General features: G+C 71.5%; 12 protein-coding genes, 1 pseudogene and 1 riboswitch. Of the genes and pseudogenes, 8 read left to right on the top strand and 5 right to left on the bottom strand.

The window, feature by feature from the left end; translation table 11 throughout:
• The gene (locus tag EF387_RS26445; protein ID WP_128379103.1) at positions 1-957 is read left to right on the top strand and encodes an ABC transporter substrate-binding protein; all 957 of its coding nucleotides are present in this window, start codon (positions 1-3) and stop codon (positions 955-957) included.
• 180 nt (positions 958-1,137) lie between these two features.
• Here the strand turns inward: EF387_RS26445 and EF387_RS26440 are convergent, their stop codons facing one another.
• Positions 1,138-1,857, bottom strand: a complete 720-nt coding sequence (locus EF387_RS26440) for an isocitrate lyase/PEP mutase family protein (protein WP_128379272.1) — start codon at positions 1,855-1,857, stop codon at positions 1,138-1,140.
• A gap of 138 nt (positions 1,858-1,995) precedes the next feature.
• Between EF387_RS26440 and pdxR the strand changes: the two are divergent.
• Positions 1,996-3,388: pseudogene (gene pdxR, locus EF387_RS26435) on the top strand (MocR-like pyridoxine biosynthesis transcription factor PdxR).
• A 172-nt stretch (positions 3,389-3,560) separates the two neighbouring features.
• A riboswitch (ZMP/ZTP riboswitch) is annotated at positions 3,561-3,647 on the top strand.
• 30 nt (positions 3,648-3,677) lie between these two features.
• A complete protein-coding gene (locus EF387_RS26430) occupies positions 3,678-5,132 on the top strand; it encodes a glycine hydroxymethyltransferase (protein ID WP_128379102.1) in 1,455 nt (484 codons plus the stop codon).
• 116 nt (positions 5,133-5,248) lie between these two features.
• Here EF387_RS26430 and EF387_RS26425 read toward each other — a convergent pair whose 3' ends face one another.
• The 3 genes from EF387_RS26425 to EF387_RS26410 all read right to left on the bottom strand — a co-directional run bounded on the left by EF387_RS26425 (position 5,249) and on the right by EF387_RS26410 (position 7,912).
• On the bottom strand, positions 5,249-5,899 hold the full coding sequence (locus EF387_RS26425; RefSeq protein ID WP_128379101.1) for a hypothetical protein: 651 nt from the start codon (positions 5,897-5,899) through the stop codon (positions 5,249-5,251).
• A gap of 497 nt (positions 5,900-6,396) precedes the next feature.
• The gene (locus EF387_RS26420) at positions 6,397-7,125 is read right to left on the bottom strand and encodes a hypothetical protein (protein ID WP_338058132.1); all 729 of its coding nucleotides are present in this window, start codon (positions 7,123-7,125) and stop codon (positions 6,397-6,399) included.
• A 226-nt stretch (positions 7,126-7,351) separates the two neighbouring features.
• The gene (locus EF387_RS26410) at positions 7,352-7,912 is read right to left on the bottom strand and encodes an RNA polymerase sigma factor (RefSeq protein ID WP_128379270.1); all 561 of its coding nucleotides are present in this window, start codon (positions 7,910-7,912) and stop codon (positions 7,352-7,354) included.
• A gap of 122 nt (positions 7,913-8,034) precedes the next feature.
• Between EF387_RS26410 and trpS the strand changes: the two genes are divergently transcribed.
• The 3 genes from trpS (at position 8,035) to EF387_RS26395 (ending at position 11,134) form a co-directional block, all read left to right on the top strand.
• A complete protein-coding gene (trpS, locus tag EF387_RS26405; RefSeq protein ID WP_128379100.1) occupies positions 8,035-9,048 on the top strand; it encodes a tryptophan--tRNA ligase in 1,014 nt (337 codons plus the stop codon).
• Positions 9,049-9,319: 271 nt separating this feature from the next.
• Complete coding sequence (locus tag EF387_RS26400) at positions 9,320-9,910, top strand: 2'-5' RNA ligase family protein (protein WP_128379099.1); 591 nt, start codon at positions 9,320-9,322, stop codon at positions 9,908-9,910.
• Positions 9,911-10,219: 309 nt separating this feature from the next.
• Positions 10,220-11,134 (top strand): YihY/virulence factor BrkB family protein, encoded by a 915-nt coding sequence (locus tag EF387_RS26395; RefSeq protein WP_128379098.1) that lies wholly within the window; start codon positions 10,220-10,222, stop codon positions 11,132-11,134.
• On the opposite strand, the gene EF387_RS26390 is transcribed toward EF387_RS26395, so the two are convergent.
• Entirely contained in the window at positions 11,082-12,338 is a 1,257-nt protein-coding gene (locus EF387_RS26390; protein ID WP_338058134.1) for a D-alanyl-D-alanine carboxypeptidase family protein, read from the bottom strand. The genes EF387_RS26395 and EF387_RS26390 overlap by 53 nt on opposite strands.
• A gap of 127 nt (positions 12,339-12,465) precedes the next feature.
• On the opposite strand from EF387_RS26390, the gene EF387_RS48610 reads away from it, so the two are divergent.
• Positions 12,466-12,708: an SCO4848 family membrane protein gene (locus tag EF387_RS48610; RefSeq protein ID WP_238431709.1), complete on the top strand. Its 243-nt coding sequence runs from the start codon at positions 12,466-12,468 to the stop codon at positions 12,706-12,708.
• Positions 12,709-12,735: 27 nt separating this feature from the next.
• Positions 12,736-14,223 (top strand): metallophosphoesterase, encoded by a 1,488-nt coding sequence (locus EF387_RS26385; protein ID WP_128379097.1) that lies wholly within the window; start codon positions 12,736-12,738, stop codon positions 14,221-14,223.
• The last annotated feature ends 9 nt before the right edge of the window (positions 14,224-14,232 follow it).

Here is a 14,232-nt window from a genome sequence, read left to right as displayed (position 1 = left end):
ATGCGTACGCGTACGAAGGCCGTGATGGCGGCCGGCTGCTCCCTGCTGGTGCTCACCGGCTGCGGCGCCGCCGACATGACCAAGCAGACCTCGCCCTTCGCGAACGCCCAGGGCGCCAGGACCGTGACGCTGTCCGTGCAGTCCTGGGTGGGCGCTCAGGCAAATGTGGCGGTGGCGCAGTACCTCCTCGAACACGAACTGGGCTACCGCGTCGACACCGTCCAGGTCGACGAGGTGCCGGCGTGGGACGCGCTCAGCCAGGGCCGTGTCGACGCGATCCTGGAGGACTGGGGCCACCCGGAGCAGGAACAGCGCTACGTCGCCGACAAGAAGACCATCGCCCGCGGCGGCGGCCTCGGGGTCACCGGCCACATCGGCTGGTTCGTGCCCACGTACTTCGCCAAGGCACACCCGGACGTCACGAACTGGAAGAACCTGAACAAGTACGCCGACCAGCTCCGCACCCCGGAGAGCGGCGGCAAGGGCCAGCTGCTGGACGGCTCCCCGTCCTACGTCACCAACGACAAGGCGCTGGTGCAGAATCTGGACCTCGACTACCAGGTCGTCTTCGCCGGTTCCGAGGCGGCGCAGATCACCCAGATCAGGCAGTTCGCGAAGGAGCGGAAGCCCTTCCTCACGTACTGGTACGCCCCGCAGTGGCTCTTCCGGAAGGTTCCCATGACGGAGGTGAAGCTGCCGCCGTACAAGGAGGGCTGCGACGCCGACCCCGAGAAGGTCGCGTGCGCCTACCCGCACACGCCCCTCCAGAAGTACCTCAACGCGAAGTTCGCCCGCTCCGGCGGCCGGGCGGCGGCCTTCCTGAAGAACTTCGAGTGGACCACGGAGGACCAGAACCAGGTCTCGCTGCTGATCGCCGACCAGAAGATGACACCGGAGGAGGCGGCGAAGAAGTGGGTGGACGGTCACGAGTCCGTGTGGAGGAAGTGGCTGTCCTGACGGACCGGCGCAGGGGCGGTCCGGTGGCGCACCGGTCCGGTCCGGTACGCGCAGGGCCGGCCCGGTGCCGCGCAGGGCGGTCCGGTATGGCGCAGGGCCCCGCGTTGGGCCGTCCGGCAGGGCGCAGGGCCCCAGTTGGGCCGGTCCGGCGCGGCGCAGGGGCGGCCCAGGCACGGCGTCTCAACGCAGCCCCGCCGCGATATCGCGCAGCACGGCCACCGCGCGTCGCTGGAGCCCCGGCCCGAACGTGACCCGGCTGGCCCCGAGTTCACCGAGTTCGGTGGGCGAGGGGCCTTCCCCGTCCAGTCGTCCCATGACGTTGATCGGCCCCCGGATCCCGGCCCGCAGCAGCGGCAGCCTGCCGGCCGGGGCGTGGATCGGGTACACGCAGTCGGCGCCGGCGGCGACGTACAACGCGGCCCGTTCCAGGGCTCGTTCGGGATCGGCGACGCCTCGTGCGAAAGTGTCGATCCGGGCGTTGAGGAACAGCCGGTCGCCCGCGGCGGCCCGTACCTCCGCGAGCCAGTCGGCGTGCTGCCGCGGATCCTTGAGGACACCCCGGTGCGAGTCCTCCAGGTTGCAGCCCACGGCGCCCGTCTCCAGCAACCGATCCACCAGTTCCTTCGGCGCGAGCCCGTAGCCGTCCTCGAGGTCCGCCGAGACCGGCACGTCGACGGCCCGGGCGATCCGCGCGACGGCCGCGAACATCTCCTCGGCGGGCACGCCCCCGTCCGTGTAGCCGAGCGAGTCCGCGATCCCGGCGCTGGGTGTCGCGAGCGCGGGGAAGCCGGTCTCGGCGAGGACGCGCGCGGCGGCCGCGTCCCAGGGGCCGGGCAGCACGAGGGGGTCGTCCGGAGTCCTGCCGTGGTGGAGGGCGCGGAACACCTCGACCTTGTTCACCACTCCGCGTTCACCCACCCCGCACTTCCCGCGGGATCGGGATCCGGTGACTCACCCGGGGTGTGGGTTCGGGGGCGTGATCCGTCGTCATGCGGACCACCGTACGTGCGGTTCGGCCCAGGGGTATGGTCCATTTCCATGGCGAAACGCTGGGCCACTTTGGGCGTCGACCTGCACCTGGAACCGACCGGCACCGGTCTGCGCCGCGGACTGACCGGCGCGCTCCGGGAGGCGGTCCGCACCGGTCGGCTGGCCCCCGGCACCCGGCTGCCCTCCTCCCGTTCCCTGGCCGCCGACCTGGGCATGGCGCGCAACACCGTCGCCGACGCATACACCGACCTTGTCGCCGAGGGCTGGCTCACCGCGCGCCAGGGCTCGGGCACCCGGGTGGCCGAACGGACCGTCGTGTCCCCGGCGACCGGCCCGACCACCCCGGCCCGTACTCCCGGCCGACCCGCCTACGATCTGGTCCCCGGGGCGCCGGACCTCGGCTCCTCCCCCCGCACGGAGTGGCTGAAGGCCGCCCGCCGGGCCCTGACCGCGGCCCCCAACGAGGCACTCGGCTACGGCGATCCCCGTGGCCGACCAGAACTGCGCGCGGCCCTCACGGACTACCTGTCCCGCGCCCGCGGAGTCCGCCCCGATCCGGAGCGGATCGTGATCTCCGCCGGATTCGCCCACGGCCTGATGCTCCTCAGCCGGGCACTGCGGCAACGCGGAGTCCATGAGATCGCGGTGGAGTCCTACGGCCTGGACGCCCACTGGGGCCTGCTGGTCAGGACGGGTCTGCGGACGACTCCGCTGGGCCTCGACGAACTCGGGACCCGGGGTGGAGGACCTGGCGGCCCCCGCCGTGCTGCTCACCCCCGCGCACCAGTTCCCCACGGGCGTGCCCCTGCGCCCCGAACGGCGGGCGGCCGTCGTCGACTGGGCGCGGCGGACCGGTGGGGTGGTCCTGGAGGACGACTACGACGGCGAGTTCCGCTACGACCGCCAGCCGGTCGGCGCCCTGCAGGGTCTGGACCCGGACCGGGTCGTCTACTTCGGCACCGCCAGCAAGTCGCTCGCCCCCGGGCTGCGTCTCGGCTGGATGGTGGTCCCGCCCGCCCTCCTCGACGAGGTCCTCGCCGTGAAGGGCGGCACCGACTGGTCCTGCAGCGCACTGAACCAGCTGACGCTCGCCGAGTTCATCACCTCCGGCGCCTACGACCGGCACATCCGCGCCACCCGCCTCCGCTACCGGCGCCGCCGCGACGCCCTGGTCGCGGCCCTGGCCGAGCACGCCCCCGAGGTCCGCGCCACCGGGATCGCGGCCGGGCTGCACGCGGTGCTGCGGCTGCCGCCCGGCACGGAGCGGCCGGTGGTGCGCTCCGCCGCCTGGCAGGGGCTCGCGGTACACGGACTGGACCACTACCGTCACCCCGACGCCCTCCTCACCGAACCGCGCGACGCCCTGGTCGTCGGCTACGGAACACCACCGGAACACGCCTGGACGGGGGCACTGGAGGCCTTGCTCGGAGTGCTGCCGTAACCGCTGCGGCCCTGTACTGGCGGCCTGTACTTGGGCCGCCCATGGTCGTTGTGCCACCCGCTCGAGTGCGCGCGCCAACCGCCTCGGCCCCCACCTCGCCCGCCGGCGCAGTGCAGAGTCGCCCGCATGGTGGACCGGGGAAACCCGCGGTCCGGGACGCCGGGTAGGCTGGCCCGCGGGCCGTGACTGGCGCGCTGGGATGGGACCGACCATCGGGGAGCGGCCCGCGAACTGTGTGCCGTGCGCCTGGGCCGAACCGCGAGCGAACGCCACGTCGACGGAGGCCGTCATGCCCGACCTGCCAGAGCATCCTTCCACCGTGTCCACCGCCTTCCGCAGTGCTCTCGAAGTGATCCGCGGCGTGGAGCCCCGGATCGCCGACGCGATCGGCCAGGAAGTCGCCGACCAGCGCGAGATGCTCAAGCTGATCGCCTCCGAGAACTACGCCTCCCCGGCCACCCTGCTGACCATGGGCAACTGGCTCAGCGACAAGTACGCGGAGGGCACCGTCGGCCGCCGCTTCTACGCCGGCTGCCGCAACGTCGACACCGTCGAGTCCGTCGCCGCCGAACACGCCCGCGAACTCTTCGGCGCCGCCCACGCCTACGCCCAGCCCCACTCCGGCATCGACGCCAACCTCGTCGCCTTCTGGGCCGTCCTCGCCCAGCGCGTCGAGGCCCCCGCCCTGGAGCGGGCCGGTGTCCGCAACGTCAACGACCTCTCCGAGGCCGACTGGGCCGAACTCCGCCAGGCCTTCGGCAACCAGCGCATGCTCGGCATGTCCCTGGACGCCGGCGGCCACCTCACCCACGGCTTCCGCCCGAACATCTCCGGCAAGATGTTCGACCAGCGTTCCTACGGCACCGACCCCGCCACCGGCCTCCTCGACTACGAGGCCCTGCGCGCCAGCGCCCGCGAGTTCCAGCCGCTGATCATCGTCGCCGGCTACTCCGCCTACCCCCGTCTGGTGAACTTCCGGATCATGCGCGAGATCGCCGACGAGGTCGGCGCCACGCTCATGGTCGACATGGCCCACTTCGCGGGTCTCGTCGCCGGCAAGGTGCTCACCGGGGACTTCGACCCCGTACCGCACGCCCAGATCGTCACCACCACCACGCACAAGTCGCTGCGCGGACCCCGGGGCGGCATGGTCCTGTGCGACGAGTCCCTCGCCGACCAGGTCGACCGCGGCTGCCCCATGGTCCTCGGCGGGCCCCTCCCGCACGTCATGGCCGCCAAGGCCGTGGCCCTGGCCGAGGCCCGCCGCCCCGAGTTCCGTGACTACGCCCAGGCCGTCGTCGACAACTCCCGTGCCCTCGCGGAGGGTCTGAAGCGCCGGGGCGCCACCCTCGTCACCGGCGGCACCGACAACCACCTCAACCTGATCGACGTCGCCACCTCCTACGGCCTCACCGGCCGCCAGGCCGAGTCCGCCCTGCTCGAATCGGGGATCGTCACCAACCGCAACGCCATCCCGGCCGACCCCAACGGGGCCTGGTACACCTCCGGGATCCGCATCGGCACCCCGGCCCTCACCACGCGTGGCCTGGGCACCGCCGAGATGGACGAGATCGCCGCCCTGATCGACCGGGTTCTGACCACCGCCGAGCCCGGCACCACCGCCAAGGGCGCTCCCTCCAAGGCCCAGCACATCCTGGACCCGAAGATCGCCGACGAGATCTCCCGCCGCGCCAGCGACCTGGTGGCCGGCTTCCCGCTGTACCCCGAGATCGACCTCGGCTGACCGGTCGGCTCACTCGCCGCGCGGCCGCTCCGGCCCACAGCCGGGCCGCCGCGCGGCGTGTCCCACCTCGTCGGTCACGCCCCAACCCGTGTCGACCGCGCTGCTCACCGTCACGACTACCGCTCCCTCGCATAACCCGCCAGGCGACCGGCCAGCGGTCGCAGCAGGAGCGCCAACGCCGCCCCGGCGACCAGCCCGGGTATGGCCCACCACCAGTCGGTGCCGTCGTCCGAGCTCGCCGTGGCCTTCAGGGGAGCAGCGGAAGCCGAAGGAGAGACGGGCGGCGGGGACGACACCGACGAGCCCTCACCCATGACATCGAGCTTCGTCAGCAGCGAGCCCAGCTCGGCGGCGTTCCGTGCCTTGTGCCAGATGCCCGCCGGGGCGCGGTCCGCGTTCCCCGAATGATTGATCACCGTGCGTATCCAGATCCCGTCCCCGCCCGGGGGGTCCGGGAACACCTGGTCCGTCCGCCAGGGTGACACGTCGTGGATCAGCCAGGTGACGTTGATCTGGTAGCCCAGGTCCTCGCCGTCCCGCGGTGCCGGCTCGCTGCCGGGGTCGTCGGCCTTCTCGTCGAGCAGAACCCGCAGCCTGTCGTAGTCCTCCTCGGTGGTGTAGAGCGACGCGGTTTTCGAACTGGTCGGCGATACCAGCAGCACGCTCGTCGGCCCGCCGGCCCACGCCCACGACGCACCCAGCAGCACCAGAGCCAGTGCCAACGCCCCGCCTGCCGCCGCCAGTTCACGAACCCTGTGCCTGTGCATACGACCCCCCAACCGGTCGGGGTGCGGCCCGTCCGCACCCGGTGTGTCATTCCTGGTACACCGCCCGACCCGCCGGGGTTCCCACCCGAAGCCACCGATTTCCCACGACTTTTCCGCGGCCCTCCCGAGGCTTTCCCGCGGCTGTCCCGTGGCCCCGCGGAGGCTTTCCTGCGGCCCGCCCGCGACCTTCCCGCAGCTCTCCCCGAGCGGCTGACGGAGCTGTACCGTCAAGGGTTTCCGGCGGCTTCCCGTTCCGGCCCCGTCGGGCAGTGCTAGGCCCTGTCGTCAAATTCCCGTCTGCCGCGCGACGCCATGCCCGCCCCCAAGCTCTCCGAGCAGGGGGACCCCCACTCGCCGCACCGGGCGAAAACCCAAGTACATCCAGTACGAGGACTTCCGCCCGGCACTCCGCCAGCCTCCGGCCGGGGCCCCCAGAGCGCGCACCTGACGCCGCGCGGCCCGCCTCCGGGCGGACGACGGGAATTGGACGACAGGACCTAGCGGAGCGGTGACTCCGCAATGCCCACCGCCCGCTCCCGGGACGTCACTCCCTCGAGCCGCAGGGTCAGCTCGCTCCCGTGCACCCACAGCAGCGTGGACTCGGCCGGTCGCTCCGCGCGGACGAAGAAGTCGCCGCCGCTGTCCATCAGCCAGAGGCGGAGGTTGTGCGGCCGGGCGATCCAGTACGCCTCATCGCTGCCGCCGTCCGCGCCACGCAGCGTGACCGGCTCCGGCGGTTCCGGCACGAACTTGGTGAAACCGGGGCTGAGCTGGGCAGGGAACTCGTCCAGCCGTATCGTCCGCCCCCGCTCCCGCCAGCACAGGCTGATCAAAAACCGGTTCTTCGGCTCCCGGGTCACCGTCACCGCGTCCGGGGTTCCCAGGGCCTCGGGCACCAGCGGCTTGAACCCCGCCCGCCGCTCGGCCTCCACCAGGGACACCACCGCGGGCCCACAGCCGGGCACGGTCGATCCCGGAGAGGGCACGGCCGAGGGATCCTGACGCACCTCGACCCCGCCGAAGCCGAACCACTCGGAGACCGCCGCCCGCACCGGAGGCGTGAGCACGAGCACGGTCAGCAGCCCGCACAGAGCGGCGATCAGCGAACGCCGGAACCGCCGCGCCCACCGACGCAGCGAACGGACCCAAGAACGGGCGCCCGGCGGCTCGGCCACCGGGACAGGCACCCGCTCAGCGCGTATCCGGTCCAGCACCCGCTCGACCATCGCCTCCGTCTCCGTCGGACCCGGTGGCCCCAGCGACCGCCCGAGCGCACGAAGCTCCTCGGACAGCCGGACACCCTCGCCCTCGCCCGGTCCACCCGGACGGCCCGGTCCACCCGGACGGCCGGGACCGCCCGAACCACCTGGTCCACCCGGACCACCCGCGCGCCCGCGCCCACTTCCGGCGTCACCCGGCGCGCGGTCGTCCGGAAATCGCCCCTCATCCTGCTCACTCATGCTCATCACCCCCTTTCCGAGGCTGGAAATCCGGCAGCAACTTCTCCAGTTTCCGCAGGGCCCGGCTGAGCCGGGACTTCACCGTCCCGCGCGGCCAGCCCAGGGCCTCGGCGGTCTCCGGTTCGTCCATCTCCAGCAGGTAGCGGTAGGTGACGACCAGCCGGTGGTCCTCGCTCAGCCGCTCCAGGGCGCTGAGCAGCGCGGTCCGGCGCTCCGTCTCCACTGCCGCCACCGCGGGGTCCGCCGATTCCGGTATCAGCGGCTCGGCCTCCGCGTAGGCCGCCTCCCGGCCGGCCAGCGTCCGCTGGCGCGCCGCCGTCCGTACTGTGTTCCTCGTCTCATTGGCGACGATCGACAGCAGCCACGGTCTGAACGCCGAGCCGTCGCGGAAGCGCCCCAGCGAGCAGTAGGCCTTGAAGAACGCTTGCTGCACCACGTCCTCCGCGTCCGCGCCCGCCCCCAGTGCCCTGGCCGCCCTGATCGCGATGGCCGTGTGGGCGCGCACCAGTTGCGCGTACGCCTCCGGATCACCGGCCCGTACCCGCGCGATCACCGTGGCCTCGTCTACGACGATGCGGCCCCCCTCCCGCGTCCTCACATAGTTGTTACACCGCCGGGGCGGCATCGGTTCCCACCTGTTCCAGACCTCCCGGCCGCACCTGAGAGAATGGCCGCATGGCCTCAGACCGTCCTCGCGTGCTCTCCGGGATCCAGCCCACCGCGGGCTCGTTCCACCTCGGCAACTACCTCGGCGCCGTCCGTCAGTGGGTGGCGCTGCAGGAGACCCATGACGCCTTCTACATGGTCGTCGACCTGCACGCGATCACCATTCCGCAGGACCCCGCGGAGCTGCGCGCCAACACCCGGCTCGCCGCCGCCCAGCTGCTCGCCGCGGGGCTCGACCCGGAGCGGTGCACCCTGTTCGTGCAGAGCCACGTCCCCGAGCACGCGCAGCTCGCCTGGATCATGAACTGCCTCACCGGCTTCGGCGAGGCCTCCCGTATGACCCAGTTCAAGGACAAGTCCGCCAGGCAGGGCGCCGACCGAGCCTCGGTGGGCCTCTTCACCTACCCGATCCTTCAGGTCGCGGACATCCTGCTGTACCAGGCCAACGAGGTCCCGGTCGGCGAGGACCAGCGCCAGCACATCGAGCTCACGCGCGACCTCGCCGAGCGCTTCAACGGCCGCTTCGGACAGACGTTCACGGTCCCGGCGCCGTACATCCTCAAGGAGACGGCGAAGATCTACGACCTGCAGGACCCGTCGATCAAGATGAGCAAGTCGGCGTCGACCCCGAAGGGCCTGATCAACCTCCTGGACGACCCGAAGGCCACCGCCAAGAAGGTCAAGAGCGCGGTCACCGACACCGACACGGTGATCCGCTTCGACGCCGAGAACAAGCCGGGCGTCAGCAACCTGCTCACCATCTACTCCACCCTCACCGGGACAGGTATCGGGGAACTGGAGCAGAAGTACGCCGGCAAGGGCTACGGTGCGCTCAAGACGGACCTCGCCGAGGTCATGATCGAGTTCGTGACGCCCTTCCGGGAGCGCACCCAGCAGTATCTGGACGACCCGGAGACACTCGACTCGATCCTGGCCAAGGGCGCGGAGAAGGCGCGCGCGGTCGCCGCGGAGACGCTCTCCCAGGCGTACGAACGCGTCGGCTTCCTACCGGCCAAGCACTGAGCCGAACCGAGGCGAACCGAGCCGTCACCACCGTGGCCCACCACCGGGGCCCGCGACCGAGCCGCAGTACCGAGCCGCAGTACCGAGCCGAACCGCCGTACAGTCGTAAGCCGTACGGAACACCGCGTCGGTGCGGACACCGCGTCAGCGCGGGCGCCGCACCCCTGCGGGACACCGCACCCATGCGGGCACCGGGCCGCCCGCGCCCATGTGGCGCACGGCTGGGCCCGTACCACACAGAAGAAGCACACAGCACTGCAAAGGAGACGACGTGGGGACCGTAACGATCGGTGTGTCGATCGCGGTCCCGGAGCCACACGGCAGCCTGCTCCAGGAGCGGCGCGCGGGCTTCGGCGACCCCGCGGCTTCCGGCATCCCCACCCACGTCACCCTCCTGCCACCGACCGAGGTCGACGACTCCCAACTCCCCGCCATCGAGGCGCATCTGGCCGAGGTGGCGGCGGCCGGGCGGTCCTTCTTGATGCGGCTGTCCGGGACGGGCACCTTCCGCCCGCTGTCGCCGGTGGTTTACGTGCGGGTCGTCGAGGGGGCGGAGGCATGCTCGTGGCTGCAGAAGCAGGTACGTGACGCCTCCGGTCCCGTCGCACGCGAACTGCAGTTCCCGTACCACCCGCATGTCACGGTGGCCCACGGCATCGACGACGAGGCGATGGACCGGGCGTTCGAGGAACTGGCCGAGTACCGGGCCGAGTGGCCCTGCACCGGCTTCGCCCTCTACGAACAGGGCGCCGACGGGGTGTGGCGCAAGCTGCGCGAGTTCGCCTTCGGCGGAGGCGGCACCGTGGTGCCCCCACAGGGCGGCGCACCCGAGCAGCGCGACACCACACTCCCGGCCCACTGAGGCCCGCGGACGCTCCGCCGGTCCACTGGGAACTGGATCACGGAGCGGGGACGCTCTCCCGGTCCACCGGATCCGCGGAGGTCCGCCCGTGAGGGTCCACGGTGCGGGGCTCCCGCCCGTAAGGCGGCCCCACCGACCCACCCAACCCGCGGAAGCGCTCCGGCGGCCCTCCTGAGGGAAAGCAGCTATCGAACCGCTACGCTCCCGCCCGCCCCGGGTACCTGCACAGTGTCCCGCCGGATACCGCCGCAGGTGCCGGGGCAGGACGGAAAGGGTGACGAACCGGCGAAGGGAGGGCAGCGGCGGATCATGGACTGGCTGAAACGGCTCCCCGGGGTTGGGCCCTGGTTCGCGCGGCTGATGACCACGCACGCATGGCGCTCCTACGAGCGGCTCGACCGGGTGAAATGGACCCGTCTCGCCGCGGCGATGACCTTCATCAGCTTCGTCGCGCTCTTCCCGCTGCTCACCCTCGCCGCGGCCCTCGCCGCCGCCACGCTCAGCGACTCCCGGCAGCGCAGGCTCGAGGAGAGGATCGCCGACCAGATCCCGGGCATCTCCGAGCAGCTGGACATCAGCGGTCTGGTGGACAACGCGGGCACGGTCGGTCTCATCGCGGGCGGCCTGCTGGTCTTCACCGGCGTCAGCTGGGTCGGCTTGATGCGGGAGTGCCTGCGCGCGGTCTGGGAGCTGCCGGACGAGGAGGAGAACCCCGTCCTGGCCAAGGTGAAGGACGCGGGGATCCTGGTCGGCTTCGGCGGTGCGGTCGTGGTCACCCTGGCCGTCTCCGCCGTCGCCTCCACCATGATCGGCTGGACGACGCGGCAGCTCGGCATCGACGAGGACGGCTGGGGCGGCGTCCTGTTGCAGGTCGCCGCCTTCGCGGTGGCGGTCCTCGCCGACTTCCTGCTCCTGCTGTACGTCCTGACCCTGCTGCCCGGTGTCGAGCCGCCCCGGCGCCGGCTGCTCGTGGCCGCTTTCGTCGGAGCCGTCGGGTTCGAGCTCCTCAAGCTGCTTCTCAGCAGCTATCTGCGGGACGTCGCGTCGAGAACCATGTACGGGGCCTTCGGCGTGCCCGTCGCGCTGCTGCTGTGGATCAACTTCACGGCGAAGCTGGTGCTGTTCTGCGCCGCCTGGACGGCGACGCAGCACGAGGACCCGGCGGACGAGGTCATTGACGCGGACGACGGCGCATCAGATCCGGCAGCGGCCACCGGCGGTTGATCAGAAAGCCTCCGGCGGCGACCAGGACCAGCACACCGCCGGTGATCGCCAGCGCGATGCCCATCCCGCCCGCCGCCTTGTCGGTGGCCGAGGCCGCCACGGGCTTGGTGGCCGACCCGGATCCGGACCCACCGGCCGAGGACGCCGATTCCCCGGGGCTCGGCACCGTCGAACCGGTGTTCACCCCTCGGGGAGGCACCAGCTCGCCCACCGGGGTCACCTTGCCCGCCGCCTTGAAGCCCCAGTCGAAGAGCTTGGCGGTCTCCTTGTAGACCTCGTTGCTCTCCTTCTTCTCCGGGTTCATGACGGTGACCAGCAGCACCTTGCCGTTGCGCTCGGCGACACCGGTGAAGGTCGCGCCCGCGTTGGTGGTGTTGCCGTTCTTCACGCCCGCGATGCCCTGGTACGCGGGGAGGCCGTTGTCGCCGGTCAGCAGCCGGTTGGTGTTCTGGATCTCGAAGGACTCACGGGTGGTCTTGCCCTTCTTCTTCTTGGTCTCGCCCGGGAACTGCGCCCGAACGGTGGAGCAGTACTCGCGGAAGTCCTTCTTCTGGAGCCCTGAGCGGGCGATCAGCGTCAGGTCGTACGCCGACGAGACCTGACCCGCGGCGTCGTAGCCGTCCGGGCTGACCACCCGCGTGTCCAGGGCCTGCAGGTCCTCGGCGTGCTGCTGCATGTCCCTGACGGTCTGCTCGAGCCCGCCATTCATCGCGGACAGGACCCGCACGGCGTCGTTGCCGGACTTCAGGAAGACGCCCAGCCACAGGTCGTGGACCGTGTAGGTCTCCTCCTCCTTGATGCCGACCATGCTGGAGCCCGGGCCCATGCCGGACAGGTCGGTGACGGCGACCTTGTGCTTCTCGGTCTTGGGGAACTTCGGCAGCACGGTGTCCGCGAACAGCATCTTCAGGGTGCTCGCCGGGGCCAGCCGCCAGTGCGCGTTGTGCGCCGCGAGCACCTCGCCGGACTCGGCGTCGGCGACGATCCAGGAGCGGGCCGACAGCCCCTTCGGCAGCACCGGGGCACCGCCGCCCAGGGTCACCTGGGTGCCCGCCTGGCCGAGCCGTGCCCCGCCCACCGTCGACATCCGGGCCGGCGGCTGTGGTGGCTTCTCCTCCGCGAATGCGGGGGCGCTTACGGAAAGGGCCAGAAGTGTGGCGGAAGTCACCAGCGACACGGACTTGGCCGCCATTGCAGCGGTCATTTTCAAGGCAGACACGGTCGAGAAAGTACATGGGTGTTGCGGAGGCGTCGCGTTCCCCTCCCCACTCCGGGGCCATGGCCCGGCACCCCGGCCATGGAACCCGGAGCACGGCGGCGATACTGAACGTATGAAGCTCAGCCGCCCCGTGTCCTGGTTCCTGCTCGCCTTCGGGGTGTGGAGTTGGGTCATCTGGATCACTTTCGTCAAGAACCTGTGGAAGGACGGCAGCGGACTAGCGTTCGACGACGCCGGTGACCCCACCGCGTATTTCTGGGTGCACCTGACGCTCGCAGTAGTGTCCTTTGTCTTGGGGACGGTCGTCGGGGTCATTGGGTTGCGCGGACTTCGCGCCATGCGCAGCGCGTCGTAGCGGCCGATACAGCAGGGGACTTCCTTCATGGTCATCGTGTTCATCTTGGCGGTGCTCGCCGCGTTCGGCGCGTTGCATTGGTACGCCTGGGGCCGCCTGTTCCGGGACACGACCCGGGGACCGGGGTGGGTCCGCCGGTCGGGCGCGATCGTCGTGGCCGGGGGCCCGCTGCTGATGGTCGCGGCCTTCGTGGCCGAGCGCGGGGGCGCACCCTTCACGCTCCAGCAGATCCTGGCGTGGCCCGGCTTCCTGTGGCTGGCGCTGTCGCTTTACCTCCTGCTGGGGCTGCTGGCGGGCGAGCTGGTACGGCCGGTGCTGCGCCGTCTCGCCGCCCGTGAGAAGCGCACGGCGACGGTCGTACGGGAGGCGGTGCCGGCTCCCGGGGGGCCGGCACCGGAGCAAGGACGCGCTTCCGGCGCCTCCGCCGTGCCCGGCATTTTTGGCGCCCCCGCCGTGCCCGGCACTTCCGGCGCGCCCACCGTGGCCGCCGGGTCCTCCGCGTCCGGCGTGTCCACCGAATCCGCCGTAGCCACCGAGACCTCGAAAGCTGCCGAGACCTCCACAGCCACAGAGCCCCCCGCAGCCAACCAGCCCGCGGAACCCGCCGAGCCGGCGCAACCCGTCGAGTCCACCGAGTCCACCGAGTCCACCGAGCCCGCCGAACCCGTGTCCGGCGACGCGCCCGGTGACCTCACCCGTCGTCTCTTCGTCTCACGTGTCATCGCCGGAGCCGCCGCGGCCGTTGCCGTCGGGACCGTCGGATACGGGACCTACGGGGTGCTGCGCGGGCCCAAGGTCAAGCGCGTCACCGTGCCGCTCGCCAAGCTGCCCCGGGCCGCGCAGGGCTACCGGATCGCCGTCGTCAGCGACATCCACCTCGGTCCGGTGCTCGGCCGCGGATTCGCCCAGAAGGTCGTCGACACCATCAACGCCACCCAGCCCGACCTCATCGCCGTGGTCGGTGACCTGGTCGACGGCAGCGTCGAGGACCTCAGCCCCGCCGCGGCCCCGCTCGCCCAGCTGAAGGCACGGCACGGCGCGTTCTTCGTGACCGGCAACCACGAGTACTTCTCGGGCGCCGAGCAGTGGGTCGAGCACGTACGGGAACTCGGGCTGCGCCCCCTGGAGAACGACCGGACCGAGCTGCCGTACTTCGACCTCGCAGGGGTCAACGACGTCGCGGGCGACAGCGAGGGCGACGGACCCGACTTCGCGAAGGCGCTCGGCGACCGGGACCGTGCGCGGACCGCCGTACTGCTCGCGCACCAGCCGGTCGTCATCCACGACGCCGTACGGCACGGCGTTGACCTCCAGCTCTCCGGCCACACCCACGGCGGCCAGCTGTGGCCCGGCAACTTCGTCGCGGACCTCGCCAACCCGACGCTGGCCGGTCTCGAACGCTACGGGGACACGCAGCTGTACGTGACCCGGGGGGCCGGGGCCTGGGGGCCGCCGGTGCGCGTGGGCGCTCCGTCCGACATCACCGTGGTGGAGCTGGCGTCCCGGCAGGCCTGAGGGCCTGGG

The organism is Streptomyces cavernae (genome assembly GCF_004023625.1).
Classification (GTDB): domain Bacteria; phylum Actinomycetota; class Actinomycetes; order Streptomycetales; family Streptomycetaceae; genus Streptomyces; species Streptomyces cavernae.
The sequence above is the reverse complement of the archived record's forward strand: the minus strand, read 5'-3'. Positions and strand labels throughout refer to the sequence as shown.